A 25,819-nucleotide genomic window follows, 5' to 3' on the forward strand; every position below is an offset into this window, starting at 1 on the left:
ACACGGAACAGGGGAACGGAATGGTCGACAGCGTGCGTCTCGACGAACTGAGCTGGCCGGAATTCGCGGCGAAGATCGCCGCTGGCGCGCCGGTGCTGCTGCCGCTCGGCTCCACCGAGCAGCACGGGCCCCATCTGCCGCTCAATGTCGACGTGGTGCTGCCTACCGGGGTGTGCGAGCGGGTTGCCCGCGAGGTCGGCGGGCTGGTGGCGCCGACGGTGAACTATGGCTGCAAGTCGATGCCGCGCTCGGGCGGCGGCGAGGTGTTTCCCGGCACGCTCAGCCTCGACGCCCACACCTTTTCGCTGGTGGTGCGCGACGTCATCCGCAACCTCGCGCGGCAGGGCGTGCGCCGGCTCATCGTGGTGAACGGCCATTACGAGAACTGCTGGCCGTCCGTCGAGGGGCTCGACCTCGCCTTGCGCGAGATCGCCCGCGACGGCATCACCGGCTTCGACGTGATGCGGCTGGAATATTGGGAGTTCGCCCGGCGCGCGACGCTCGACCGGCTGTTCCCGGACGGTTTCCCCGGCATCGACCTTGAACATGCCAGCCTGCTCGAAACCTCGCTCATGCTGCTGCTGCGGCCCGAGCTGGTGGAGATGGACAAGGCGCCGAACGACGGGCCGGCGACCTTCCCGCCCTATGACCGCTTCCCGGTGCCGGCCGATTTCGGCCTGCCGCCCTCCGGCGTGCTGGCGGTCGCCATCGGCTCTACCGCCGAGAAGGGCGAATGGCTGATGGAGGACTACGTGACCCGCATCTCCGCCGCCATCCGCAAGGAATTCGGGATGTGATCCCGTTTCCCGGACAAGCCGCGCGACGCGCGGCGCCGATCCGGGACCCAGGAGAGAAACACGGCGCCCCGCCTGCGGCGCAGCCGGGCCGGGACACCGGCATCGTTTTTCAGCACGGGCACGAAGGCCCGCCAAGGCAGTGACATGACGGACAAGTTCGAACCGCTCGATTCCGGCAGCATCCCGCGCTATGCGGGCCTTCCCACCTTCATGCGCCTGCCGGTGGCCGAGCCGTCCGAGGTGGACATCGCGATTCTCGGCCTGCCCTTCGACCTCGGCGTCACCAACCGGGCGGGCACCCGGCACGGGCCGCGCGAACTGCGCAACCAGTCGAGCCTGATGCGCCGCGTGCATCACGTCACCGGCCTCTCGCCCTATGACCGCGTCCGGGTGGCCGATTGCGGCGATGTCATCACCGATCCGTTCGACCTGATGCGCTCGCTCGATCTCATCTCGGGCCACTATGCCGGGGTGAAGGCGGCGGGCGCCCTGCCTCTGACCGCCGGCGGCGACCACCTGATCAGCCTGCCGATCCTGCGCGGGCTGGCAGTGGACGGCCCGGTCGGGCTGATCCAGTTCGACGCCCATTCCGACACCTACGACACCTTCTTCAACGGCGCCCGCTACACCCACGGAACCCCGTTCCGCCGCGCCATCGAGGAAGGGCTGGTCGACCCGAAGCGGTTCATCCAGATCGGCCTGCGCGGGGCGATCTCGGACGCCGGCAATTACGACTATGCGCGCGAGGTCGGCGTGCGCATCGTGTTCATCGAGGAACTGATCGCGCGCGGGGTCGAGGACGTGATGGCGGAAGCGCGCGCCATCGTCGGCGACAAGCCGACCTACGTCACCTTCGACATTGACGGCATCGACCCCTCGCAGGCTCCCGGCACCGGCACGCCGGAAATCGGCGGCTTCTCCACCCGCGAGGCGCAGGCCATGGTGCGTCTGCTGGACGGGCTCGACCTGATCGGCGCCGATCTGGTGGAAGTCGCCCCGCCCTTCGACCCCTCGGGCCTCACCGCACTGACCGGCGCGACCATCATGTTCGAGCTTCTGTGCGTCCTTGCCGGCGTCGTCGAGCGCCGGTCGCGCTGACGGCAAGGGCCGCGACGCGGCCCCCGAATACCGGCGCCAGCGCCACTTGAACGTCGTGCAATACGGCCAATTTGTTGCGCATGGATGCAATTCCGCATCGCCCGTGCGGCCGTAATGGTTATCCTTGCGCCGTCATCATCAGAGGACCAGCCATGAGCGACTTCAAGACCCTGAACAACGTCCCGTCCAATGCGAAGAAGGTCGCCATCGAACTGCTCAACGCCAATCTCGCCGCGGGCATCGACCTCGCGCTGGCGACGAAGCAGGCGCACTGGAATCTCAAGGGCCCGCAGTTCATCGCCGTGCACGAGATGCTGGACGGCTTCCGCACCGAGCTTGACGACCACAACGACACCATGGCCGAGCGCGTGGTCCAGCTCGGCGGCACCGCGCTGGGCACCACGCAGGTCGTCGCCGGCGCGACGCCGCTCAAGGCCTATCCGGTCGACATCCACGCCGTGCACGATCACCTCAAGGAGCTGATCGAGCGCTTCGGTACCGTCGCGAACAATGTCCGCAAGGCGATCGACGAATCCGACGATGCCGGCGACGCCACCACCGCCGACATCTTCACCGCCGCCTCGCGCTCGCTCGACAAGGCGCTGTGGTTCCTCGAGGCGCATCTGCAGGAAAAGCACTAGGCTCCGCGCCGCCCGCGGAGGGGGCAGCCGCGCCGGGAGCGCGGCCGCCCTACTCTTCTTCTTTACCTCGTTTAGGGGATCGCCTCAGAAATCCTTGTGCAATCTCCGCGTTTTGTGGCACTTCCCGCATCGCACCGCAGCAAAGCGCGACAGGTTCGTGGCATACTGAATTGCTACAGAATCGCAGACAATGTTGTGGTCGACGCTGTAGGTTCGAGGACCAATCGCAAGGACGAGGCGGATGGCTGGCAAGGATGTGAAGGGCGCAGCGGAGGAAATGGCGGGCGCCCAGCGGCCGACCTATTCGGCAGTCTCCACCTTCATCGACTCCTCCGGCACCCAGGTCCCGGTCACGCATCTTGAGATCGCCCGGCTGATCGAGCGGGCGCACCGGCGCTTCCTCGACCTGCTGCGGGTGGAACTCACCCGGCTCGGCACCGACGACATCAGCCCCTCGCAGGTCATGCTGCTGTTCACCATCGGCCAAGACGAGTTGTCGGTGCGCGACCTGCTGGAGCGCGGCCACTATCTCGGCTCCAACGCCTCCTACAATCTCAAGCAGCTTGTCGACGCCAATTACGTGCACCGCTCGGCCTCGCTGCGCGACCGCCGCTCGGCCCGCCTGCGCCTGACCGCGAAGGCGCAGAGCCTGTGCGACGCCATTCGCGGCATGCACGACAACCACCAGAGCGGGCGCGACGATCAGGAAGCCTATGAACTCGGCATCGCCTTCAGCGTGCTGCGACGGCTCGAAATGCTCTGGACCGGCTCGCTACGCTGAAGCGCGGGCCGTTCGACGTCAAAAGGGCGGCCTGCGGGCCGCCCTTTGCTTATATGTGGCCTGTCGCGCGCCTCAGGTGATGACGGTCGGCGCGCTGCGCCCGGTGCGGCCCTCGATATCCGGCAGGGTGCGGGCAATCTCCACGAGGTCGGACAGCGCGTCCTGCGTGTCGAGGTCGTGGCGCGCGGCGTCCGGCTCGAAGCGTTCGAGATAGACGCGCAGCGTCGCCCCCGCCGTGCCGGTGCCGGACAGCCGGTAGACGATGCGCGAGCCGTCGGCGAAGAACACCCGGATGCCCTGCTTCGTCGTCACCGAGCCGTCGACCGGGTCGTGATAGGCGAAATCGTCCGCCTTCTCGACGGTGAGGCCGTTGATCACGGTGCCCGGCAGCGTGGCGAGCCGGGCGCGCAGATCGGCCACCAGCGCGTCGGCGGCGGCGGCATCGACTTCCTCGTAATCGTGGCGGGTGTAGTAGTTGCGCCCGAAATCCGCCCAGTGCCCGGCGACGATTTCGGCGACGCCCTGCCGGCGCACGGCGATGATGTTCAGCCACATCAGCACCGCCCACAGGCCGTCCTTCTCGCGCACATGGTTCGAGCCGGTGCCGAAGCTCTCCTCGCCGCAGACGGTGGCGAGGCCGGCATCGAGCAGATTGCCGAAGAACTTCCAGCCGGTCGGCGTCTCGTAGCATTTGACGCCGAGCTTCTCGGCCACGCGGTCGGCGGCGCCGCTGGTCGGCATGGAACGGGCGATGCCCTTGATGCCGTCCCTGTAGCCCGGCGCCAGATGGGCGTTGGCGGCGATGATGGCGAGCGAGTCCGAGGGCGTGACGAAGCGCCCGCGCCCGACCACCATGTTGCGGTCGCCGTCGCCGTCCGAGGCGGCGCCGAATTCCGGACCATCCGGCGCCATCACGCGCTCGTAGAGGTCGTGGGCGTGGACGAGGTTGGGGTCGGGATGATGGCCGCCGAAATCGGGCAGCGGCTCGCCATGTACCACCGTGCCCGGCGCGGCGCCCAGCGTCTCCTCCAGAATGGCGGTGGCGTAGGGGCCCGTCACCGCGCTCATCGCGTCGAAGCGCATGGTGAAGCCGGAGCCGAACAGGTCGCGGATCGCGTCGAAGTCGAACAGCGTCCCCATCAGCTCGGCATAGTCCTCCACCGGATCGACGACATCGACCACCATGTCCTCGACGCGGGTGAGGCCGAGCGTGTCGAGATCGACGTCGGGCGCGTCGGAGATGCGGTACTGCGTGATCGCCTTCGAGCGCGCGAAGATCGCATCGGTCACCGGCTCGGGAGCTGGGCCGCCATTGCCGATATTGTACTTGATGCCGAAATCGCCGTGCTCGCCGCCGGGATTGTGGCTGGCCGACAGAATGAGGCCACCGAAGGCGCCATGCTTGCGGATGACGGCAGAGGCGGCGGGCGTCGAGAGGATGCCACCCTTGCCCACCAGCACCCGGCCGAAGCCGGCGGCGGCGGCGATCCTGATCACCGTCTGGATGGCCTCGCGGTTGTAGTAGCGGCCGTCACCGCCGACGACCAGCGTCTCGCCCTCGAAGTCCGTCAGGCTGTCGAACACCGACTGGACGAAGTTCTCGACATAGTGCGGCTGCTGGAAGACCGGCACCTTCTTGCGCAGGCCGGAGGTTCCCGGCTTCTGGCCGTCGAAGGGCGTGGTGGCGACGGTGCGGATCATGGTTTCCTCGAACTCCTAGGATCGTCATCCCGGACGGCCGCGGGCCGATCCGGGATCGCGCAGGCACGGGCAGGCGCTCCCGGACCGCCGGCCGCGCCGGCGTCCGGGGTGACGTCGAAAGCCTACTTCGCCACCAGATGATGCAACAAACCGGCCGCCGAGCTGGACAGGCTCTCCGGTGCGACGCCGCTCTCCACCGCCGGCAGCAGCGTGCTGGCGAGTTCCTTGCCAAGCTCGACGCCCCACTGGTCGAAGCTGTTGATGTTCCAGATCGCTCCCTCGACGAACACGCGGTGCTCATAGAGCGCGATCAGGCGGCCGAGTGTGTAGGGATCGAGCTTGTCATAGGCGATGGTGACGGAAGGGCGGCTGCCGGTGAAGACGCGATGGGGGGCGATCTTCGCGGCGCTCGCCTCGTCGCGGCCGGCGGCGAGAAGCTGCGCCTTCGCCTCCTCCAGCGTGCGTCCGCGCATCAGCGCCTCGGACTGGGCGAGACAGTTGGCGATCAGCATGGCGTGCTGGCGCTTCAGCCCCGGCTCCTCTTCCTCGGCATGACCATGCGCGGCGATGAGGAACTCGACCGGGATCGGGCTGGTGCCCTGATGGATGAGCTGGAAGAAGGCGTGCTGGCCATTGGTGCCCGGCTCGCCCCACACCACCGGGCCGGTGTCGCGGGCGACGAGTTCGCCGTCGAGCGTCACATGCTTGCCGTTGCTCTCCATGTCGAGCTGCTGGAGATAGGCCGGCAGGCGGGCGAGGTGCTGGTCGTAGGGGATCACAGCGCGGGTGGCGTAGCCCGAGACGTCGCGGTGCCAGACGCCGATCAGCCCGAGCAGAACGGGGAGGTTCTTCTCCAGCGGCGCGGTGCGGAAATGGGTGTCGAGCGCGTGGCCGCCGGCGAGGAAGCGGCGGAAATGCGCCGAACCGACCGCGATCATGACCGGCAGGCCGATGGCCGACCACACCGAGTAGCGCCCACCGACCCAGTCCCAGAAGCCGAACACCCGGTCCGGCGCTATGCCGAAGGCGGCGACCTTCTCCAGCGCGGTGGAGACGGCGGCGAAGTGGCTCGCCACCGAAGCCTCGCCGAGCGCCTCGACGATCCAGTGCCGGGCGCTGGCGGCGTTCGCCATCGTCTCCTGCGTGGTGAAGGTCTTGGAGGCGACGATGATCAGCGTCGAGGCCGGATCGAGATCCTTCAGCGTGTCGTAGAGATGGGCGCCGTCGACATTGGAGACGTAATGGGCGCGCGGGCCGTCGTGATAGGGCGACAGCGCGATGGTGGCCATGACGGGGCCGAGGTCGGAGCCGCCGATGCCGATATTCACCACATCGGTGATCGGCTTGCCGGTCCAGCCCTTGAGCGCGCCCGAGCGGATGCCCTCGGCGAAGGCGGTCATGGCGTCGAGCACCGCCGCGACGTCGGCGCGCACGTCCTGCCCGTCGACCACCAGCGGCGTCTCGCCGGGGTCGCGCAGCGCCGTGTGCAGCACCGCGCGGTCCTCGGTGACGTTGATATGCACGCCCTCGAACATCGCCGCGCGCTTCTCCTCGATGCCGGCGGCCTTGGCCAGATCGATCAACAGGCCGAGCGTGCCGGCGGTCAGCGAGCATTTGGAGAAATCGAGCAGCATATCCTCGAACGAGGCGGAGAATGCCGCGAAGCGGTCGGGGTCGGCGGCGAACAGGCTCGCCACCTTCTCCTGCGCGCGCGCAGCGCGGTCGGCGGCCAGGGCCTTGAAGACGTCTTCGATCGCGGCGTTCATCGGTTTCTCCAGACGCTGTGGCCGACCGCGCGCTATTCGCTGCGGCCCATGCTCTTCTTCACCGCCTCGATCAGCTGCTTGAGGGTGAAGGGCTTCGGCAGGAAGCCGAAATCCGCACCCTCCGGCAGGTTCTTGGCGAAGGCTTCCTCGGCATAACCCGACATGAATATCACCTTGATGTCGGGATGGGTGCCGCGCAACTCCTTCAGCAGCGTCGGGCCGTCCATCTCCGGCATCACCACGTCGGAGAGGATCAGGTCGACCTCGCCGCCGTGCTTCTCCATCACCTCGAGCGCCTCGATGCCCGAGCCGGCCTCCAGCACCTGGTAGCCGCGCGAGACCAGCGCCCGGGCGGCGAAGGCGCGCACGGCCTCCTCGTCTTCCACCAGCAGCAGCGTGCCGCGCCCGGTGAGGTCGGTCGCCTTCGGCGCCGGCTCCGGCTCGGCGGCGCGCGGCGCCAGCTCGGCCGCGTCGGGAATGTGGCGCGGAAGGAAGACGCGGAAGACCGATCCGCCGCCCAGCTCGCTCTCCACCTGCAGCGTGCCGCCGGTCTGCTTGACGATGCCGTAGACGGTGGAGAGGCCGAGGCCGGTGCCCTTGCCGACCTCCTTGGTGGAGAAGAAGGGCTCGAAGATCTTGTCGAGAATGGCCGGGGGAATGCCGGTGCCGGTGTCCGCCACTTCGACCAGCACATGATCCGCCGCCGGCAGCCCGGCCTCGACGAACTGCTCGGCCTGCGCGGCGGTGACATTGGCGGTGCGGATGGTCAGCGTGCCGCCGTCCGGCATGGCGTCGCGGGCATTGACCGCGAGGTTGACGATGACCTGCTCGAACTGGTTCAGGTCCGCCTTCACCGGCCAGAGGTCGCGTTCCTCCTTCACCTCCAGCTTCACGCGCTCGCCGAGCAGGCGGCGCAGCAGCATGGTGAGATCGCTCATCACGTCGCCGAGCCGCAGCACCTGCGGGCGCAGCGTCTGCCGGCGCGAGAAGGCGAGGAGCTGGCGCACGAGGCCCGCCGCGCGGTTGGCGTTCTGCTTGATCTGCATCACGTCCTGGAAGGACGGGTCGGTCGGGCGCGAATTGGCCAGCAGCAGGTCGGAATAGCCGATGATGGCGGTCAGCACGTTGTTGAAGTCGTGCGCCACGCCGCCGGCGAGCTGGCCGACCGCCTGCATCTTCTGCGACTGGGCGAACTGCGCCTCCAGCGCGCGCTGCTCCGTCGTCTCGATCGCATAGACGATGACCGCCTCATGGGCGGCGCCGCCCTCCTCCACCGAGGCGAAATAGAAGCGCGCCGAGCGCCCGCCCTCGCGGTCGAGGCCGATATCGACCGGCGCGGATGGCGCCTGACCGACCACGGCGGCGGCGATGGCCGCTTCCAGCGGCACCCGCGCCGCATCCGTCACCACGTCGACGAGGCGCCGGCGCTCGCCCTCGCGGCCGCCGAACAGGCGGGCGAACATGGCGTTGGCGCGCACGATCCGCCCCTGCGCGTCCAGTTCGGCGATGGCGACGGGCGAATTATGGAAGAAGCGGGCGAAGCGCACCTCGGCGGCGCGGGCGGGATCGGCGGCGTTGTCCTCGCGCGAGCGGTTGACGACCAGCGTGCGCGAGGCGCCCGGCGTGCCGTCCGAGGCATAGGCGACACGGTGCCAGATCCGCACCGGCAGGGTCTGACCGTTCTTGCGCCGCAGGTCGAGGTCGAGAACCTCGGTGCGCACGCCGCCGGGCAGCGCCGCCATGCCGGTCAGCAGCGCCGCCGCCGGGCCGGGCACGATGTCGGCGACGGAGAGTCCGCCGGGGCCGAACTCGGCGAGGTCGTAGCCCAGCCAGTCGACCAGCGTCGCGTTGATATAGTGGATCGCCCCGCCCGCCGCCGAGAAGAAGCCGGCCGGGGCGTGGTCGAGATAGTCGATGGCGTGCTGGAGCTCGAGGAAGGCGGTCTCCTGCCGCTCGCGCTCGCGGGTGAGGTCGCTCACCGTCCACACGGCGGCCCGTGGGCCGCGCCCGCCCCCGGCCGCCGGCCGCGCCCCGAGCTTGAGCCAGCGCACCGGCTGGCCGGGACCGGCGATACGCACTTCCTCGGTCAGCGTCTTGCCCTCGCGCACGCCCTGCGCGAGCCGGTAGACCGCCTCTGAGGCATCAGGATCGCTGGTGAACAGGCGTTCGACAGGACGCGCCTCCTGCGGCGAGGCGGCGCCGGTGATCTCGTAATAGCGCGGATTGGCGTACAGCACCCGCCCCAGCGGGTCGACGATGCTCACCCCGTCCGGCGCGCTGTCGACGATGCGGCGGGCCAGTTCGTCGCGCGCGTCCGGAAGGCCGAAGCGCAGCAGGCCGGTGGCATAGGCGAACAGCGCGAACACGCCGACGACGGCGAGCACCGTCAGCAGGCCGATGATCCACGGGTCGGCGCGGTCGCGGCCGAGCAGCAGCAGCGAGACGACGGCGCCCACGAGCGCGAGGGCGACAAGCAGCACCAGCCGGATGCTGCCGCCGATCTCGGGCCGGTCGAGCGTGGGATCGTCGGGTCCGCTGTCCGCCATGTCCTAGCCAGAAGCCCTGCGCGGCCGAAGCGGCGCGAGGGCGATTCAACCTCGCCTTCTTGGTGCCCGACCCGGCCCCTGGGAGCAAGGGCCGATTGGGCTTATCCGCGTCGCGCGAGTCCCGTCGGCGCCCCGCGTTTCGCCGGGACTTGCCGGAAGCGGCCTTCCGCGACACAAAGGAGGCACGTGTACCCGGCGGGCCGGAGGGCAATGCGCCCCCGGACCGCGCTTGGCGGAGATGTGGCCATGTTGGAAATGATGTCGGGACTGGGTCCGGTTGGGCTGGCTCTCGCCGTGCTGGCCGTGCTGGCACTGGTGGCGATTCTGGTCGTGCTGATCGGTCGCCGCGGTCATGGCCACCGCAACCACGGGCTTGTCGCCGGCCATAGGCTGGCGGTGATCGACCAGGTGCAGATCGACGAGAATCGGCGCCTCGTGCTGATCCAGCGCGACGAGATCCAGCATCTGGTCATTCTCGGCGGCGGCAGCGATTTCCTCGTGGAGAGCGGCATTCCGAGCGTCCGCCTGCGCGAGCCGGTCGGCGAGGCCCCGCGCGCGCAGCGCGAACCCGCGCCGGTCGCCCGCGATCCGCGCGCGGCACCGCCGCCGGCTGCCGCTCCTGCGCCCGAGCCGCGCATGGCGCCCGCCCGCCCGGCCGAGCCCCCGCAGCGCCCGACGGCGCCGGCACCCGCCCCGGTTGCCGCGCCCGTGGCGCCGCGTACCCCGCCACAGCCGCCGCAGCTGCCGCCGCGCGAGATGACGGTCGACGCCGAGCTCGCCGCCGCCCTGTCCCGCCGGCCGGCGGTTCCCCCGGCGCCGGAAATCACTGAGCCGGCGCCCGCCCCCACGCCGCCGCCCCGCCGCGCCGCCCCGCCGCCCCGCGCGGCCGAGCCGGCGCCGCGCCTGTCGGCCAAGCTCGACCCCTCGCTCGCCGGCATGGCCGATGAGCTGGAGGAGGCGCTGCGCCGTCCCGTCGCTCCCGAAATCGCGCCCGTGCGGCGCAGCCCTGCCGCAGAACCGGCCGAGGCCGAGCGCGTGATCCCGCCGGTCGTCCCGCCTCGCGCCGCCGAGGAGCGTCCGCGCACGGAATCCGCCGAGGCCGCGCCGATGGTGCCCGCCGTGCCGGCACCCGACCTGCGCGGCACCGACTTCCGCGCCGCCGAGTTCCGCGCCGCCGATATCCGGGCAGGCGAAGTCCGGACAGGCGAGGCCCGCATTCCCGAACCGCGTATCCCGGAAGCGCGTATCCCGGAGGCCCGCGCGCCCGAGCCGCGCGCACCGGAACTGCGGGCGCCGGAACTGCGCGCGCCCGTCGAGCCGGCAGCGGAATCGTCCGATCCGTTCGAGGAGGAGATGGCGAATCTCCTTGGGCGCGGCCGGCGCCCCTGACCGGGGACGTCCCGCCCGCGCGCGGCGCGCACGCGCCCGATCATCCGAGCAAAAGAAAACGGCGATCTGCGTGGCAGATCGCCGTTTCGATTCAAGGACGTTTCAACTCAACCCGTACAGCGCGCACCGGGCACCGAGCCGGCTGCCGTCAATCGTCGCGGTAGACGCGCTCGCGCCGCTCGTGGCGCTCCTGGGCCTCGATCGACAGCGTGGCGATCGGCCGGGCTTCGAGGCGCTTGAGCGAGATCGGCTCGCCGGTCTCCTCGCAATAGCCGTAGGAGCCGTCGTCGATCCGCTCCAGCGCCGAGTCGATCTTGGCGATCAGCTTGCGCTGGCGGTCCCGCGCCCTGAGCTCGATCGCGCGGTCGGTCTCGGAAGAGGCACGGTCGGCGATGTCGGGGTGATTCTGGTTTTCGTCCTGAAGGTGCTGCAGCGTCTCTTTCGCCTCGCGCAGGATGTCGTCCTTCCACTGCAGCAGCTTCTGGCGGAAATACTCCCGCTGCCGCTCGTTCATGAAAGGCTCGTCCTCGCGGGGGCGGTACTCCTGGTCGATCTCGATCGACATCGGCCTTCGTCCTCGTGTTGCGGGGGCACCCCTGTCGGGCGGAGCTTATATCGCCACGCCTTGCCCGGCACAACATCTGTCAGCGTCATCAACGCGACACGAAATGCTGGATTTTTCAGCAGCTTGCGCGCCGATTCGAGGCATCCCGCCAGGACGCAGCAACGCCGTGCCGGACGCGGGCACAGGCCTGCCGCCCGCGAAGGACGGCCGTTATTCGAAGCCGAGGAAGAAGGTGTAGGAGAGCGAGACGCCGGCCTGGAACTGGTTGCGGTCGCCGTTCTGCACAACGAGCGGGCTGTCTGCCGCCGCGTCCATCAGGTACTTGTACTCGGCGAAGACCGAGCCGGTGATGTTTTCGGTGAATCGCTTGAGCACCTGACCGCCGAAACCCACCGAATAGATGCCGCCACCCGCCTGATAGGGCGCCAGCGGGTTGCCGAGCGCGGTGGCGTTCAGCGATTCGTACGGGGTAATCCCGTAATAGGCGTCGATGTAGCCCGAGCTCGCCAGCGTCATGCGCGGGCCGGCCGAGAAGGTCGCGCCCCACAGTTCAGGGCTGAAATGGATGGCGTCGAGCGCGATGTCCGCCACCACGCCGTCGAAGCCGCCGAAGCCGTAGCGCAGTTCGCCGCGCAGGCGCAGCCAGTCGGCCGGGAACCACTGGGCGTAGCCGCCGACCTCGAAGGCATAGTCGACGTCGTTCAGGCCCCACAGAGCGCGGGCGCTGCTCGAATCGCGGCTCCAGTCGAACTTGCCGACGACGCCGGCCTCGAACACGCCGGTGTCCCACAGCGCGATGCTGGGGTTGTCATTGAAGCTGGAGAAGCGGCTCAGCCGGTCGGCGCGGGTGACGCTGATGATCGGCTTGAAGCCGAACTCGTATTCGTCGGAGCCGGACCAGGTGGGCTGCCCCATCACGTAGCCGCCCAGGGTGAGCGTCCATTCGCGATTGGTCGCTTCCGCCTTGGCGTAAGTCGGATCGGTTTCATAGGCGGGATCGGCGGCGCGAACCGCCGACGTCGACAGCCCCATCGTCCCGGCGACCAACACCACACCCGCCCAGCCGATTGCACGCATTGTCGCCATCCTGTGAACCACGTCGTTATTCAATACAGTACCCTACGCTGCCTGTGGTTGCCGAAAAGTCACTTAACGAATTTGGTGTCACACAAGCGACGCAGCCCGCCGCTCGCATGCGGGGCGAGCCTGCCTATATGTTCGTAACCGCTCACCGGAACGCTGCCCCCATGCTCCGCCTCCTGCTGCTCCGCCACGCCAAGTCCGACTGGCCCGAGGGCGTGCCCGACATCGAGCGTCCGCTCGCCGCGCGCGGCCGGCGCGGGGCTGTGGCCATCGGCGCCTATATGGCGGACGAGGCCCTGCTGCCGGCGCGCGCGCTGGTCTCGCCGGCCCGGCGCACCCTCGAGACCTGGGAGATCGCCACGCGCGGCTGGCCGACCCATGTCCAGCCCGTCTACGAGCAGGCCATCTACGAAGCGCCGTCGGAGCACCTGTTGGGGCTCGTGCGCGGGCAGGAGGCGTTCTCGCCGCTTCTCATCCTTGGGCACAATCCCGGCATGGAGGCGTTCGCCGCCGCGCTGCTGCGCCGCGAGCAGCGCGCCAAGGTGCTGCCGAAGTACCCTACCGGCGCGCTCGCCGTCATCGACGTGCCCATCGAGCGCTGGGCGGATCTGCGCCCGGGGCGCGGCACGCTCGAACGCTTCGTCACGCCGCGCGCGCTCGGCGTCGAGAAGGACAAGGAGTAGACGTGGCCTCACGGCTCGACTGGCTGCTCGACGAGGCGCTCCTCACGGCGCGCACGGTGATCGACCGCGCCGAGGACTTCGCCAGCCCGACCCTGCGGCTCGGCATCACCGGGCTCTCGCGGGCCGGCAAGACCGTTTTCACGACCGCGCTTGTGCACGCGCTCACGCGCGGCGGGCGGCTGCCGGTCTTCCGCGCCATGCATGAGGGTCGCATCGCCGGCGCGCGGCTGGAGCCGCAGCCCGACGACGGCGTGCCCCGCTTCGACTATGAGGGGCATCTGGCGACGCTGGTCGACGACCGCCGCTGGCCTGAATCGACGCGGCGCATCAGCGAGCTGCGGCTCGCCATCGACTACGCTCCCGCGCGCGGCGGCCGGCGCACCCTCACCCTCGACATCGTGGACTATCCCGGCGAGTGGCTGCTCGACCTGCCGCTGCTCGACCAGAATTTCGCGGAATTCTCGGCCCGCAGCCTGCTGCTCGCCCGCGCCCCGGCGCGGCGGGTGCTGGCCGGCCCCTTCCTCGCCGCGCTGGAGAGCGTCGATGCCGACGCCCCGGCGGACGAGGCCGAGGCGCGCCGGCTGGCGGGCCTGTTCACCGACTATCTCGCCGCCTGCCGCGCCGAGACCGTCTCGATGAGCCTGCTGCCGCCCGGCCGGTTCCTGATGCCGGGGGACCTGGAAGGCTCGCCCGCCCTCACCTTCGCCCCGCTCGACCTCTCCGAAGGCGCCGAGGCCCCGGCCGGCTCGCTGCACGCCATGATGCAGCGGCGCTTCGAGGCGTATAAGGAGCGCATCGTCCGCCCCTTCTTCCGCGACCATTTCGCCCGGCTCGACCGCCAGATCGTGCTGATCGACGTACTCTCGGCGCTCAATGCCGGCCCGGCGGCGCTGGCGGATCTCGAAGCGGCGCTGGACGGCATCCTCGCCGCCTTCCGCACCGGGCGGAACTCCTGGCTTTCCGCCCTGTTCCGCCACCGCATCGGCCGCGTGCTGTTCGCCGCCACCAAGGCCGACCATCTGCACCACACCAGCCACGACCCGCTGGAGGCGATCCTGCGCCGCCTCGTCGAGCGGGCGCTGGCGCGGGCACACGACGCCGGCGCGGAGATCGACGTGGTGGCGCTTTCCGCTGTGCGGGCGACGCGCGAGGCGATGGTGAAGCGCGGGCGCGTCCATCTGCCCGCCATTGTCGGCGTGCCCGAGGCCGGCCAGCACGGCGCCGACGATTTCGACGGGCTGGCCGAGGCCGCCGTCTTTCCCGGCGACCTGCCCGAGAACCCGGCCGCGCTGTTCGACCCCGCCCACGGCTTCAGCGGACTTTCCGACGCGGCGGGCGGGGATTTCCGCTTCCTGCGCTTCCGCCCGCCCGAGGTCGAGCGCAACGCCGATGGCCTCGCTCTGCCGATGCCCCATATACGTCTGGATCGCGCGCTGGAATTCCTCCTCGGCGACCGGCTGAAATAGCAACCGATGAACGAACGCACCCCGCGCCGTCCGCAGGCCTTCCGTCTCGACGACCCCGACGTCGTGCTCGCCGGCGATGGCGGCCCCGTGCGGCGCGGCGCGGTGGTGGTCACGCCCGCCCCCGTCGAGGTGGCGGACGAGGCCCCCGCCCTGCCGCCCGCCCCGCCGAAGACCTCGCGCTGGGGCACGCTGTTCTGGACCGGGCTCGGCGGGCTGGTCAGCCTCGGCACCGGGCTCGCCGTCTCCAAGCTGATCGAGGACCTGTTCGCGCGGGCCGACTGGCTCGGCTATGCCGGGCTGGGCTTTGCCGCCGCGCTCGCTTTGGCGAGCCTTGCCATACTGGCGCGCGAGGTGTTCGGGCTGATGCGGCTGCGCACGCTCAACCATCTGCGCACCGAGGCCGCGAGCGCGCTGGAGAAGGACGACCGCCGGCTCGCCGAAAAGGTGACGGGGGAGCTTCTCGCTATCGCCGAGTCTTCGCCGCGCCTGTTCCGCGCCCGCACCGAGCTGAAGAGCCACCTCGGCGCCATCATCGACGGCGCCGACCTCGTCCGCCTCACCGAGCGCCAGCTCATGGGGCCACTGGACGCCGAGGCCACGCGGCTGGTGTCGAACGCCGCCCGGCGCGTCTCTGTCGTCACGGCGGTTTCGCCGCGCGCGGCGGTGGACCTGATTTTCGTACTGCTGACCGCCATCGGCCTCGTGCGCCAGCTCGCCTATTTGTATGGCGGGCGGCCGGGCGCGCTCGGCATGGTGCGGCTGTTCCGGCAGGTGGTCGCCCATCTCGCCGTCACCGGCGGCATGGCGGCGGGGGATTCGCTGATCCAGCAGGTGGTGGGGCACGGCATCGCCGCCAAGCTCTCGGCCCGGCTCGGCGAAGGCGTGGTCAACGGGCTGCTGACGGCCCGGCTCGGGCTCGCCGCCATCGACGTGACGCGGCCGATGCCGTTCGCCGCCCTGCCCGCGCCGGCACTCACCGACGTGGCGTCGGGACTGGTCAGCCGGAACGAGGAGACGCAGCCCTGAAGCGCGCCGGCCCCGACACGTCAGCTATGACGTGTCAGCCCTGATGCTCGGGCGTGCGCACGATCAGCCCGTCCAGCGCGTCCGTCACCTTGATCTGGCAGGACAGGCGCGAGTTGGGCTGCACGTCGGAAGCGAAATCGAGCATGTCCTCTTCCATCGGACCCGGCTCGCCGGTCGCCGCCTGCCATGCTTCGTCCACATAGACGTGACAGGTGGCACAGGCGCAGGCACCGCCGCACTCGGCGTCGATGCCCGGCACGCCGTTGCGGATCGCGGCTTCCATGACGGTGGAGCCGACCGGCGCGTCGACCACGCGTTCGGTGCCGGCGGCGTCGATGTAGGTGATCTTGGGCATGGGGAAAGGCTTCGATGTTCTTGAAGGGCTATAAGGAGGCCGCTCTAGATAGCCTCGGCCGGCATGGAATGCCAGCACCTCCGCCATGGCCGTGCGGGCACGGAAGCGTGAGGCGATTCGCCGACCCGGACCTGCTTGCGTGCAGTGCCGCAATGTGTGTGAATCAAACGTTTCCGGACATGATGAACAGGCCGTTAACGATAACTCAAATCGCTGCATTAACCCCAGTTCCATTTTTATACATCAAGAGCGTAGGATAACGGTGCGGGGGACTGGCTTTCCTCTCGTCAAGTGCCCGACTTATCCGGGCGGACGGGGAGGCCACATCTCGCGAAACCCCGGCCCGACGGCGAAAGCCGGTCGGAGTAGCGTACGGACCGGAGGCGTCTGCCCATGTCGACGAATACGAAGAAGGTTCACCAGGATCCCGCGGAGGCCGCATTGTCGGCCATCGAGGAGGCCCTGAGTCTCGACCTGACGAGCGATGACGGGTACGCCGCCCCGGAGACCGGGGACCATGACGAATTCGAGCTGCCGCCGGCCCGCGAGCCGGACGGCCCCCGCATCGAAAACCGCTCGGGAACGGAAGACGACGACGAGGGCAGCGTCGACGCCTCCCTGTATCTCAGCGACCTCGACCTGTTCGGTAACGATGCCGATCCCGCCGACACGCTGGGCCGCGCCGCCTTCGAACTTCAGGACGCCACGCTCGACTCCCCCTCGCTCGAGGCCTCCGAGCGCAGCGACGAACCGAATTTCGACTTCGCCTCTCCCAATGAGGCCTCCGGCAGCAAGCCGGCCCCGAGCGTGGACCCCCTCGCCGCCGCCATGGCGGGCAGCGCGATCGCCGGTGGCGTCGCCGCCGCCCTTCCGCGTGGCGAGACCCGCACCGACGCTTCGCGCTTCGACGCCGCCACCGAAGGCCCGCGCGGCGAGCCGCGCCAGTCGGCCTCGCAGGGCCGCCGCGCGGCCAATGACGACCGCCAGAGCATCGGCCAGCTGCTTTCCGCACTGCAGCGCCGCCCCTCGCCGGCCCCCTATTTCCTCGCCGCCTTCGCCTCGGTCGCCTGGATCGGTGCCGGCGGCGCCCTGCTCTATGCGCAGTATGGCCGCCCCTTCCCGGCGCTGGAGACGCTGATCGCCACGCCGGGCTTCCTCAGCAGCGTCGCCGCCCTCGTCGTCCCGCCGGTGTTCTTCTTCGTGCTGGCCGCCATGGTGCGCCGCATGCAGGAGATGCGCATCGTCGCCCATTCGATGGCGCAGGTCGCCATCCGTCTCGCCGAGCCGCAGCCCGTCCCCGCGCCCGCCCCGGTCGCCCAGCCCGCCCCGGTGGCGCCGGCCGCCGCGCCGAGCGTGATGGCCGGAGCCGGGCTTGAGCAGCTCGCCGGCCTCGAGCAGGCCGCCAGCCGCGCCAGCGAGGCGGAAGCCTTCGTGCGCAGCGAAGTCGCCGCGCTCGCCGAGGCCTATGACGACAACAGCCGCCGCATGCACCAGCTGGTCGAGCGCCTGCAGGGCGAGCGCGACGCCATTCTCGCGCAGACCGAGCACATCCGGGAATCCATCGCCACCTCCCACTATGCCTTCGCGCAGGAAGTGGGCAGCGTCAGCGAACGCATAAACGAGACGGTGATGATCGCCGCCGACCGCGTGGCGACCACCCTCTCCGACAAGGGCGAGCACATCACGCTCGCCCTTGGCCGCGTCGGCGACACCATCATCGAGGCGCTGTCCGAGAAGGGCGGCGACCTCATCGACCGCCTCCAGGCCACCGGCTCGGAAGTCAACACCAACCTGTCCGACGCCAGCGAGCACCTCATCTCGACGCTCTCCGTGCAGGCCGACGACATCAGCCAGCGCCTGTCCGGCGTCACCTCGGACCTGTCCGAGACGCTGGCGACGCGCACCGACGAGATCAGCCACCGCCTGTCCGGGGTCACCTCGAACCTCACCGACACGCTGGCGACGCGCACCGACGAGATCAGCCACCGCCTGTCGGGGGTCGCCGAGCGCCTCACCGACACGCTGGCCACCCGCACCGACGAAATCAGCCGCCAGCTCTCCGGCGTCACCGAGAACCTCACCGACACGCTGGCCACCCGTACCGACGAGATCGGCGACCGGCTGCTGCGCACCGCCGCCGAGCTGTCGCACGTGGTGAACCTGCGCACCGAGGAGATGGGCGACAAGCTCGCCGCCACCACCCACAACCTCACCGCCACGCTGTCGGCGCGCTCGGACGAGATCACCGACGCGCTGGTCAACACCGGCACGCGCCTCGCCGACGAGATCGCCATCCGCGCCAGCGAGGTCAACCAGACCCTCAAGAGCACCGGCGACGCCCTCGTGCTCGACCTCTCGGTGCGCGGCGGCGACGTCGTGCGCAAGCTGGAGGAGACCGGCAACCGCGTCGCCGACACCATCACCGTGCGCGGCGACGACCTCGCCGACCGCATCGCCGACACCGGCAACCGCATCTACGACGCCGTCGCCGTGCGCGGCGCCGAGCTCGAGCGCCTGCTGGGCGAGACCGGCCAGCGCGTCGTCCACCAGCTCTCGCAGGCCGGCACCGGCATTCACGACACCCTCGCCGAGGCCGCCGGCCGCGTCTCGCAGGACATCGACTACCGCAGCCAGGTGCTGACCGAGCAACTGGCGCAGGTCGGCGCCGAGGCGGCGCAGAACCTCGCCATCAATGGCGCCCGCGTCACCGAGCAGTTCCGCGAGGCCGCCGACATCCTCTCCTCCGACCTCTCGATCCGTGGCGACCATGTGCGCGAGCAGCTTGAGCACCAGCTGCGCGCCTTCGAGGACGTGGTGGGCGTGCGCGGCTCCGAGATCGCCGAGCGCATCTCCGGCGACAGCGCCGCGCTCGGCCGCCAGATCGTCGACGGGCTCGCCGATTTCGACGGCGTGCTGCAGACCCAGGGCGTCGAGCTGGTCCAGCGCATCGCCGACCGCGTCGAGGCCGTCACCCGCGCCATCGACACCAACCTCTCCGGCTTCGACGATCAGGTCTCGGCCAAGGCCGAGCAGGTCGCGGCCTCGCTCGACATGCGCATCGCCAACATCGAGGGCGTGCTCGACCGTGGCGTCGACGGCCTCAACGAGACGCTGGGCAGCCGCACCGTCGAATTCGCCCAGACCCTCTCGGAAGGCGCGCGCCAGGCCAACGAGGCGATGAGCCATTCGCTGGAGATGCTGAACGGCTTCTTCGACGACCGCGCCGGCGCCATCACCGAGCAGCTCTCGCAGCACATCGAGCAGGCCGACCGCACACTGGCCGCCCGCGCCCAGGAAATCGCCTCGACGCTCGACGACCGCGTCGGCAATTTCGAGGAGACCATCATCGGCCGCATCGACAATGTGGCCACCTCCGTCGAGGTGCGCGGCGCCGCCATGGCCGACCTGCTCGGCCAGCGCATCGGTGCCGTCGCCGGCCAGCTTCGCAACGAGGCGACCGAGATCGAGAACAGCCTCACCACGCTGGTCGACAATGTCAGCCGCACGCTGGTCGACCGCGCTGGCGAGGTCACCTCGCTGTTCGACAGCCGCACGGACGAGATCGCCCGCATCGTCGAGGAGCGCGGCAACGGCCTGCTCGCGGCGCTGGAAGACCGCAGCATCGGCATCACCAGCGAGATCGCCCGCGCCAGCACCGAGCTGCTCACCGCCATCGACGACCACCGCGAAGGTCTGGTGCAGGCGCTGGACAACACCCGCAACGGCGCCATCACCGACATCATGCGCGCCAGCGACGAACTGCTGAACACGCTGGAAGTGCGCTCGGACGCCATCGTCTCGGCCTTCGAGACCACCACCAGCAGCCGCGCCGACCAGCTCATGCAGCTGAGCGGCGAGGTCGTCGCCTCGCTCCAGCAGATCAGCGGCGAAGTCACCTCCTCGCTGCAGAACATCGGCGGCGAGCTGACCTCCTCGATCCAGGCGGTCAGCGGCGACGTGAACAACTCCCTGCAGCAGATCACCGGCGAGGTCTCGTCCTCGCTGCAGCAGATCGGCGGACAGGTCACGCAGGAGATCGCGCAGGCCGGCAACTCCCTGCTCACCGAGTTCGACGGCCGCGGCGCCCAGTTCGTCGACAGCGCCCGCCGGGCCACCGAGCTTGCCTCGACCGAGTTCGCGCGCCTCGCCGACGAGTTCTCGAACTCGCTGGAAGGCCGCGGCAGCGGGCTCATCTCGGCGATCGCCGAGAGCGGCCGCGCGGCGGTGTCGGAGATCGCCGCCACCAACGAGGCGCTGCAGGGCGACGTGTCCGGCCTGCTGGAGCGGCTCGGCGAGGTCAACGTCCAGCTTCAGGACGTGCTCGCCAGCTCGGTCACCAACCTCGCCGAGATCGAGAAGACCATCACCGAGCGCCTCGGCGCCTTCCGCTCGACCGTCACCAATGTCGACGAGGCGAGCCGCCTTGCCTCGACCCGCCTCGACGAGCAGATCCGCGACCTGCGCTCGGTCTCGACCGACGTGCTGCAGGACGTGGCCCGGCTCAGCGAGAGCTTCAGCGAGCAGGCCGGCATCATCACCAGCGTCGCCACCGCCCTTGGCGCGGCGCACGAGAACCTCGACGGCACGCTGGGCGGGCGCCACGAGGCGCTCATCTCGCTCGCCACGCAGGTCAACGACCGCACCGCCGAGCTCGATTCGCGCCTCGCCCAGTACACCAGCACGCTGGAGGGCACCTTCGGCCGCGCCGAGCAGCGCGTCACGGAAATCTCGCGCTCGATCATCAACACCGCGACCGCTTCCACCGAGCAGGTGGTGCGCCAGCAGGAAGAGATCCGCTCGACCACCGAGGCCGAGCGCCAGCGCACCCTCGCCTCCCTGCACCAGACCTACGAGCAGGCGGTGCGCGAGGTCGACACGCTGATGCATCAGGCCAATCAGGGCTTCACCGGCGCCGCCCAGGCGCTGCGCGCCTCCGTGCTCGACATCCAGCGCCTGCTGGAGACGACCCGCGAGGAACTCAAGCGCGGCATCATGGAACTGCCCGAGGAGACCGAGGCGAACGCCTCCGCCATGCGCCGCACCGTGGCCGAGCAGATCAAGGCGCTGGCCGAGCTCAACGAGATCGTCTCGCGTCACGGCCGCACGCTCGACGTCGACACCGGCTCGCGGCCGCGCGCCCCGGCCCCGTCGGCGCCCGCCCCCGCCATGCCGGCGGCCTCGATCGCCCCGATCGCGCCGGCGCCGGTCCAGCGCAGCCAGCCGGTCGCCCCGCGCAACGAGCCGAGCCGGCCCGCGCAGGGCTCCTATTTCGAACCGGCCCGTCCCACCGGCCTCGGCGGCGGCAATGTGCCGGCGCGCCGCCCGGCGCTCGCTCCCGAGCGCGGCAGCAATCTGGGGGGCGGCAATCTCGGCGGCGGGATCAATCCCGGCAACATCAATCCCGGCGGCGCCGACAAGGGCGGCTGGCTCTCCGAGCTGCTGGCCCGCGCCTCCGACGGCGACGGCCCGGCCCTCGGCGGTTCGCCGCGCGGTGGTCCGTCCGGCGGCTCGCGCGGTCCGGTCGGCGGCTATGACAGCCGCCAGGGCCAGCCCGAGCGCCCGGTCCATCACACCATCGAGTCGCTCGACTCGCTCTCGGTCGACATCGCTCGCATGATCGACCACGAGGCGGCCGTCGACCTGTGGGAACGCTACAAGAAGGGCGAGCGGAACGTCTTCACCCGCCGCCTCTACACCATGCAGGGCCAGCAGACTTTCGAGGAAATCCGCCGCAAGTACCGGCGCGACCTCGAGTTCCGCGACACGGTCGACCGCTATATCGGCGAGTTCGAGCGCCTGCTGGAGCAGGTCTCGCGCGACGAGCGCGGCCAGGCGCTGACCAAGACCTATCTGACCTCCGACACCGGCAAGGTCTACACCCTGCTGGCCCACGCCGCCGGCCGCTTCGACTGACCGGCGGGCCGCCCCCCCGTTCGAGATGAAAAGCCCCCGCCCCCGCGGGGGCTTTTCTGTCTTGGCGGCCGGCCTTATTGCCGATGCGCTCGGGCACGTCGGGCATGGCAATTGTTCAATCCGTCAGTAATATTTACCTCCGGCACAAACTGGAGTTGAACATGCGTCCTGTCTTGATCGTGCTGTCGGCCGCGCTCGTCGTCGCATCCAGCGCTGGAAGCCTTGCCCAGGAGACGAAGAAGCGTTTCGGATCCTGGGAGGTCTCAATCGACACGGATCGCTTTGAGGGGAAGAGCAAGATTATCGCCTCGACCGTACAGGCCGGAAATGTCCTCGCGGTCCGTTGCTTCCCGAACGGCGTCTCAGTGGTCGTCGGCGAGCTCGGGTTCGGTTCGGGACGGTTCGACGAAGGCATGGAGTTCGAGATCAAGTTCCGGGCGGACAAGAACGACATCATCGAGACGAGCGGCATGGCGCTGAACGACCGGATCGTTCAGATCGAAGATTCGGCACCCATGGCCCGCCAGATGCGGGACGCCAAGGAGGCGGCCTTTCGCCTGTCCTACAGGGGCGTGACCGTGGACAAGGTCTTCAAGCTTAAAGGGTCCGGAAAGGCGCTCGCAGAGATATTCAACGCCTGCCCCGATCCAGCCTGATCTGACGTCCTCGCCAAAAGAAAAACCCCGCCGCTCGGGGAGCTGCGGGGTTTTTCTTTCGGGCGGTCATGTCCCGCCGGTCCGGATCGGCCGGTAGCCGGCCGCCGGAACGCCTCAGTGCGGCGCGGAGGTCGGCGTCGGTGTCGTGGTCGGTGTCGTGGTCGGTGTCGTGGTCGGTGTCGTGGTCGGCGTCCCTTGCCCTCCGGCCTTGCGGCGCGTGCCGAGGCCGGCGAGCCAGCGGCTGATCACGTAGAAGGTCGGGGTGAACAGCAGGCCGAACACCGTCACGCCGATCATGCCCGAGAACACTGCCGTGCCGAGCGCCTGGCGCAGCTCGGCGCCGGCGCCGCGCGCGATCACCAGCGGCACCACACCGAAGATGAAGGCGAGCGAGGTCATGATGATCGGGCGAAGGCGCAGCTGCGCGGCCTGCGTCGCGGCGGCGAAGCGGTTCTCGCCCCGGTCCTCGAGCTGCTTGGCGAACTCGACGATCAGGATCGCGTTCTTGGCCGCGAGGCCGATCAGGACGATGAAGCCGACCTGACTCAGGATGTTGTTGTCCTGCCCCCGTATCTGGATGCCCACCACAGCGGCGATGAGGCACATCGGCACGATGAGGATGACCGCCAGCGGCAGGGTCAGGCTCTCATACTGCGCCGCCAGCACGAGGAACACGAACACCACGCCCAGCGCGAAGGCGAAGATGGCGGTGTTGCCCGCCCTCACCTGCTGGTAGGCCAGCGCCGTCCACTCATAGGCGAAGCCGTCCGGCAGCGTCTCGGCGGCGATCTGCTGCATCTTCTGGATCGCCTCGCCCTGCGAGGTACCCGGCATGGTGTCGCCGTCCAGCTCGGCGGCCGGATACAGATTGTAGCGCGGCACGCGGTAGGGGCCGGAAATGTCCTGAACGGTGGTGAAGGAGCCGAGCGGCACCAGCTGGCCCTCGGCGTTCTTCACCCTGAGGCGCAGCAGGTCCTCCTGCGTCAGGCGGTAGGGCGCGTCGGCCTGCGCCTGCACGCGGTAGGTGCGGCCGAACAGGTTGAAGTCGTTGACGTAGGACGAGCCGATATAGGTCTGCAGGGTCGAGAACACGTCGGCAATGTTGACGCCGAGCAGCTGCGCCTTGGTGCGGTCGATGTCGAGGAAGAGCTGCGGCGTCGAGGTCTCGAACAGCGAATAGACCTGCTTGAGCCCCGGGGTCTGGTTGGCCTTGCCCATCATCGCGTAGACCGCGCCCTGCAGCGCGCCATAGCCGCGCCCGCCGCGATCCTCGATCATCATGCGGTAGCCGCCGGCATTGCCGATGCCCGAGACGGGCGGCGGCATGACGACGATCATCTGCGCTTCCTCGACGGAGGCCAGCTTGCCGAACAGGATGCCCTGAATGGCGGCGGCCGACTGCTCGGGGTGCTCGGCGCGCTCCTGCGCCGGGCCGAGGATGACGAACATGGCGCCCGCATTCGGCGCATTGGTGAAGGTCGCGCCGGAGAAGCCGACGATGTTCACCACATGGGCCACGCCCGGCGTCGCCAGCACGTCCTTGGCCGCCTGCGTCATCACCGCATTGGTGCGCGACAGGGCGGCGCCGCCCGGAAGCTGCGCGGCGACGATGAGATAGCCGCGATCCTGCGCCGGGATGAAGCCCTGCGGCGTCGACTGGAACACCTTGAAGCCGCCGGCGAGGATGGCGACGTAGACCAGCAGCACGACGAAGGCGATGCGCACCAGCTTGCCGGTGAGCCAGCCATAGCCGCGCGAAATGCCGTCGAATCCCTTGTTGAAATAGTAGAAGAAGCCGGTGAACGGGCGCGCATACCAGGCCGGCTTATGGTCCGGCCCCTTGTGCGGCTTGAGCAGCAGCGCGCACATGGCGGGCGAGAGCGTCAGCGAGACCAGCAGCGAGATCAGCGTCGAGCCGGCGATGGTCAGCGCGAACTGGCGGTAGAACTCGCCGGAGATGCCGGTGATGAAGGCCGAGGGGATGAACACCGAGGCCAGCACGAGCGAGATGGCGACCAGCGCGCCGCCTACCTCGTCCATGGTCTTGTAGGCGGCCTCGCGCGGCGAGAGTCCGGTGGAGATGTTGTGCTCCACGCTCTCCACCACGACGATGGCGTCGTCGACCACGATGCCGATGGCCAGCACCAGCCCGAACAGCGACAGGTTGTTCAGCGAGAAGCCGAACAGGCTCATGATGAAGAAGGTGCCGATCAGCGAGACCGGGATGGCGAGGATCGGGATGATCGCCGCCCGCCAGGTCTGCAGGAACAGCACCACCACGATGACGACCAGCACGATCGCTTCAAGGATCGTGTCCTCCACCGCGCGGACGGATTCGGCGATGAACTGGGTCGGGTTGTAGGCGGTCGAATAGGTCACTCCCGGCGGGAAGCTCTTGGCAATTTCCTTGATCGCGACCTCGATCGCCTCGCCCGTTGCGAGCGCGTTCGATCCCGGAAGCTGGAAGATGCCGAGTGCCACGGAGGGCTTGGAGTCGAAATAGGAGATTGAGGAATTGTCCTGCGCCTCGATGTCGATGCGCGCGACGTCGCGCAGGCGCACCACGGCGGTGCCGCTCTCGCGCACGACGATGTTGCCGAACTCCTCCGGCGTCGACAGGCGCCCCAGCGTGCGCACGGCCACCTGGAAGGCGAGCTGGTTGGGCACCGGGGGCGCGTTCAGCACGCCCGAGGCGACCTGGAGGTTCTGCGCCTGAAGCGCGGCGGTGACGTCGCCGGCGGTCAGGTTCAGCGCCTGCAGCTTCATCGGGTCGAGCCAGACCTGCATGGCGTAGTCGCGCGAGCCGAACACGGTGATCGAGCCGACGCCCGGCACGCGCTGGAGCTGATCCTTGATCTGCAGGTTGGCGTAGTTGGAAATGAACAGCGAGTCGCGGGAATCGTCGGGCGAGAACAGGCTCACCACCATCAGCATGTCCGGCGAGGCCTTGTTCACCGTCACGCCGATCTGCTGCACGTCCTGCGGCAGGCGCGGCGTCGCCGTGGCGACGCGGTTCTGCACCTGCACCTGCGCGATATCGAGATCGGTGCCGATGTCGAAGGTGACGGCGATGGAGAAGCGCCCGTCCGCCGTCGAGTTGGAGGAGATGTAGAGCATCCCCTCGACGCCGTTGATCTGCTGCTCGATGGGCGCGACCACGGTGTCGGCGACCGTCTCGGCGCTGGCGCCGGGATACTGGCCGGTCACGTTCACCACCGGCGGCGCGATGTCGGGATATTGCGCGATCGGCAGCGAGACGAAGGCGACCGTGCCCAGGATCATCACCACGATGGAGACCACCGAGGCGAAGATCGGACGATCGATGAAGAAGTGTGAGAATTTCATGTAGCCGG

Annotated in this window: 17 protein-coding genes; 10 read left to right on the forward strand and 7 right to left on the reverse strand. The window is 69.4% G+C overall.

Annotated features, from left to right (window positions below; all coding sequences use genetic code 11):
• Window positions 1–20 precede the first annotated feature (20 nt).
• The 4 genes from GBB76_RS06110 to GBB76_RS06125 all read left to right on the forward strand — a co-directional run bounded on the left by GBB76_RS06110 (window position 21) and on the right by GBB76_RS06125 (window position 3,317).
• Entirely contained in the window at window positions 21–797 is a 777-nt protein-coding gene (locus GBB76_RS06110) for a creatininase (RefSeq protein WP_152302476.1), read from the forward strand.
• Between the two features lie 144 nt (window positions 798–941).
• Complete coding sequence (gene speB / locus GBB76_RS06115) at window positions 942–1,895, forward strand: agmatinase (RefSeq protein ID WP_152302477.1); 954 nt, start codon at window positions 942–944, stop codon at window positions 1,893–1,895.
• Between the two features lie 152 nt (window positions 1,896–2,047).
• The gene (gene dps, locus GBB76_RS06120; protein WP_152302478.1) at window positions 2,048–2,536 is read left to right on the forward strand and encodes a DNA starvation/stationary phase protection protein Dps; all 489 of its coding nucleotides are present in this window, start codon (window positions 2,048–2,050) and stop codon (window positions 2,534–2,536) included.
• Window positions 2,537–2,777: 241 nt separating this feature from the next.
• Window positions 2,778–3,317 (forward strand): MarR family winged helix-turn-helix transcriptional regulator, encoded by a 540-nt coding sequence (locus GBB76_RS06125; RefSeq protein ID WP_152302479.1) that lies wholly within the window; start codon window positions 2,778–2,780, stop codon window positions 3,315–3,317.
• A gap of 72 nt (window positions 3,318–3,389) precedes the next feature.
• Here the strand turns inward: GBB76_RS06125 and GBB76_RS06130 are convergent, their stop codons facing one another.
• From GBB76_RS06130 to cckA, 3 genes are all read right to left on the reverse strand, one after another.
• Complete coding sequence (locus GBB76_RS06130; protein WP_152302480.1) at window positions 3,390–5,018, reverse strand: alpha-D-glucose phosphate-specific phosphoglucomutase; 1,629 nt, start codon at window positions 5,016–5,018, stop codon at window positions 3,390–3,392.
• A 122-nt stretch (window positions 5,019–5,140) separates the two neighbouring features.
• Window positions 5,141–6,784, reverse strand: coding sequence for a glucose-6-phosphate isomerase (gene pgi, locus GBB76_RS06135; RefSeq protein ID WP_152302481.1), 1,644 nt, complete (start codon window positions 6,782–6,784; stop codon window positions 5,141–5,143).
• A 32-nt stretch (window positions 6,785–6,816) separates the two neighbouring features.
• The gene (gene cckA, locus GBB76_RS06140) at window positions 6,817–9,330 is read right to left on the reverse strand and encodes a cell cycle histidine kinase CckA (RefSeq protein WP_152302482.1); all 2,514 of its coding nucleotides are present in this window, start codon (window positions 9,328–9,330) and stop codon (window positions 6,817–6,819) included.
• A 246-nt stretch (window positions 9,331–9,576) separates the two neighbouring features.
• Here cckA and GBB76_RS06145 point away from each other — a divergent pair, with 246 nt between their 5' ends.
• Window positions 9,577–10,719, forward strand: coding sequence for a flagellar biosynthetic protein FliO (locus tag GBB76_RS06145; RefSeq protein WP_162375496.1), 1,143 nt, complete (start codon window positions 9,577–9,579; stop codon window positions 10,717–10,719).
• 148 nt (window positions 10,720–10,867) lie between these two features.
• On the opposite strand, the gene dksA is transcribed toward GBB76_RS06145, so the two are convergent.
• Window positions 10,868–11,284 carry an RNA polymerase-binding protein DksA gene (dksA, locus tag GBB76_RS06150; protein ID WP_152302484.1) on the reverse strand — a complete coding sequence of 139 codons (417 nt, stop codon included), beginning with the start codon at window positions 11,282–11,284 and terminating at the stop codon, window positions 10,868–10,870.
• A 210-nt stretch (window positions 11,285–11,494) separates the two neighbouring features.
• Window positions 11,495–12,361 carry a MipA/OmpV family protein gene (locus GBB76_RS06155; RefSeq protein WP_152302485.1) on the reverse strand — a complete coding sequence of 289 codons (867 nt, stop codon included), beginning with the start codon at window positions 12,359–12,361 and terminating at the stop codon, window positions 11,495–11,497.
• A gap of 170 nt (window positions 12,362–12,531) precedes the next feature.
• Between GBB76_RS06155 and GBB76_RS06160 the strand changes: the two genes are divergently transcribed.
• Genes GBB76_RS06160 through GBB76_RS06170 form a run of 3 tightly spaced genes read left to right on the forward strand, consistent with a single transcriptional unit; the run spans window position 12,532 to window position 15,542 of the window.
• Window positions 12,532–13,050 carry a histidine phosphatase family protein gene (locus tag GBB76_RS06160; protein ID WP_152302486.1) on the forward strand — a complete coding sequence of 173 codons (519 nt, stop codon included), beginning with the start codon at window positions 12,532–12,534 and terminating at the stop codon, window positions 13,048–13,050.
• A gap of 2 nt (window positions 13,051–13,052) precedes the next feature.
• Window positions 13,053–14,516 carry a YcjX family protein gene (locus tag GBB76_RS06165; RefSeq protein ID WP_152302487.1) on the forward strand — a complete coding sequence of 488 codons (1,464 nt, stop codon included), beginning with the start codon at window positions 13,053–13,055 and terminating at the stop codon, window positions 14,514–14,516.
• A 6-nt stretch (window positions 14,517–14,522) separates the two neighbouring features.
• Entirely contained in the window at window positions 14,523–15,542 is a 1,020-nt protein-coding gene (locus GBB76_RS06170) for a YcjF family protein (RefSeq protein WP_152302488.1), read from the forward strand.
• Between the two features lie 34 nt (window positions 15,543–15,576).
• On the opposite strand, the gene GBB76_RS06175 is transcribed toward GBB76_RS06170, so the two are convergent.
• Complete coding sequence (locus GBB76_RS06175; protein ID WP_152302489.1) at window positions 15,577–15,897, reverse strand: 2Fe-2S iron-sulfur cluster-binding protein; 321 nt, start codon at window positions 15,895–15,897, stop codon at window positions 15,577–15,579.
• A gap of 393 nt (window positions 15,898–16,290) precedes the next feature.
• On the opposite strand from GBB76_RS06175, the gene GBB76_RS06180 reads away from it, so the two are divergent.
• Window positions 16,291–21,810 carry an apolipoprotein acyltransferase gene (locus GBB76_RS06180; RefSeq protein ID WP_152302490.1) on the forward strand — a complete coding sequence of 1,840 codons (5,520 nt, stop codon included), beginning with the start codon at window positions 16,291–16,293 and terminating at the stop codon, window positions 21,808–21,810.
• A 161-nt stretch (window positions 21,811–21,971) separates the two neighbouring features.
• Window positions 21,972–22,466, forward strand: coding sequence for a hypothetical protein (locus tag GBB76_RS06185; RefSeq protein WP_152302491.1), 495 nt, complete (start codon window positions 21,972–21,974; stop codon window positions 22,464–22,466).
• 114 nt (window positions 22,467–22,580) lie between these two features.
• Here the strand turns inward: GBB76_RS06185 and GBB76_RS06190 are convergent, their stop codons facing one another.
• The gene (locus tag GBB76_RS06190; protein ID WP_246669055.1) at window positions 22,581–25,811 is read right to left on the reverse strand and encodes an efflux RND transporter permease subunit; all 3,231 of its coding nucleotides are present in this window, start codon (window positions 25,809–25,811) and stop codon (window positions 22,581–22,583) included.
• Window positions 25,812–25,819: the final 8 nt, after the last annotated feature.

Origin of the sequence: Ancylobacter sp. TS-1 (assembly GCF_009223885.1) — a bacterium.
In the GTDB taxonomy this organism is placed as follows: domain Bacteria; phylum Pseudomonadota; class Alphaproteobacteria; order Rhizobiales; family Xanthobacteraceae; genus Ancylobacter.

What these genes read in the sequence shown, in the direction of transcription:
- GBB76_RS06110 (WP_152302476.1), top strand. Translation starts at nt 21, where the DNA reads ATGGTCGACAGCGTGCGTCTCGACGAACTGAGCTGGCCGGAATTCGCG.
- speB (WP_152302477.1), top strand. Translation starts at nt 942, where the DNA reads ATGACGGACAAGTTCGAACCGCTCGATTCCGGCAGCATCCCGCGCTAT.
- dps (WP_152302478.1), top strand. Translation starts at nt 2,048, where the DNA reads ATGAGCGACTTCAAGACCCTGAACAACGTCCCGTCCAATGCGAAGAAG.
- GBB76_RS06125 (WP_152302479.1), top strand. Translation starts at nt 2,778, where the DNA reads ATGGCTGGCAAGGATGTGAAGGGCGCAGCGGAGGAAATGGCGGGCGCC.
- GBB76_RS06130 (WP_152302480.1), bottom strand. Translation starts at nt 5,018, where the DNA reads ATGATCCGCACCGTCGCCACCACGCCCTTCGACGGCCAGAAGCCGGGA.
- pgi (WP_152302481.1), bottom strand. Translation starts at nt 6,784, where the DNA reads ATGAACGCCGCGATCGAAGACGTCTTCAAGGCCCTGGCCGCCGACCGC.
- cckA (WP_152302482.1), bottom strand. Translation starts at nt 9,330, where the DNA reads ATGGCGGACAGCGGACCCGACGATCCCACGCTCGACCGGCCCGAGATC.
- GBB76_RS06145 (WP_162375496.1), top strand. Translation starts at nt 9,577, where the DNA reads ATGTTGGAAATGATGTCGGGACTGGGTCCGGTTGGGCTGGCTCTCGCC.
- dksA (WP_152302484.1), bottom strand. Translation starts at nt 11,284, where the DNA reads ATGTCGATCGAGATCGACCAGGAGTACCGCCCCCGCGAGGACGAGCCT.
- GBB76_RS06155 (WP_152302485.1), bottom strand. Translation starts at nt 12,361, where the DNA reads ATGCGTGCAATCGGCTGGGCGGGTGTGGTGTTGGTCGCCGGGACGATG.
- GBB76_RS06160 (WP_152302486.1), top strand. Translation starts at nt 12,532, where the DNA reads ATGCTCCGCCTCCTGCTGCTCCGCCACGCCAAGTCCGACTGGCCCGAG.
- GBB76_RS06170 (WP_152302488.1), top strand. Translation starts at nt 14,523, where the DNA reads ATGAACGAACGCACCCCGCGCCGTCCGCAGGCCTTCCGTCTCGACGAC.
- GBB76_RS06175 (WP_152302489.1), bottom strand. Translation starts at nt 15,897, where the DNA reads ATGCCCAAGATCACCTACATCGACGCCGCCGGCACCGAACGCGTGGTC.
- GBB76_RS06180 (WP_152302490.1), top strand. Translation starts at nt 16,291, where the DNA reads ATGTCGACGAATACGAAGAAGGTTCACCAGGATCCCGCGGAGGCCGCA.
- GBB76_RS06185 (WP_152302491.1), top strand. Translation starts at nt 21,972, where the DNA reads ATGCGTCCTGTCTTGATCGTGCTGTCGGCCGCGCTCGTCGTCGCATCC.
- GBB76_RS06190 (WP_246669055.1), bottom strand. Translation starts at nt 25,811, where the DNA reads ATGAAATTCTCACACTTCTTCATCGATCGTCCGATCTTCGCCTCGGTG.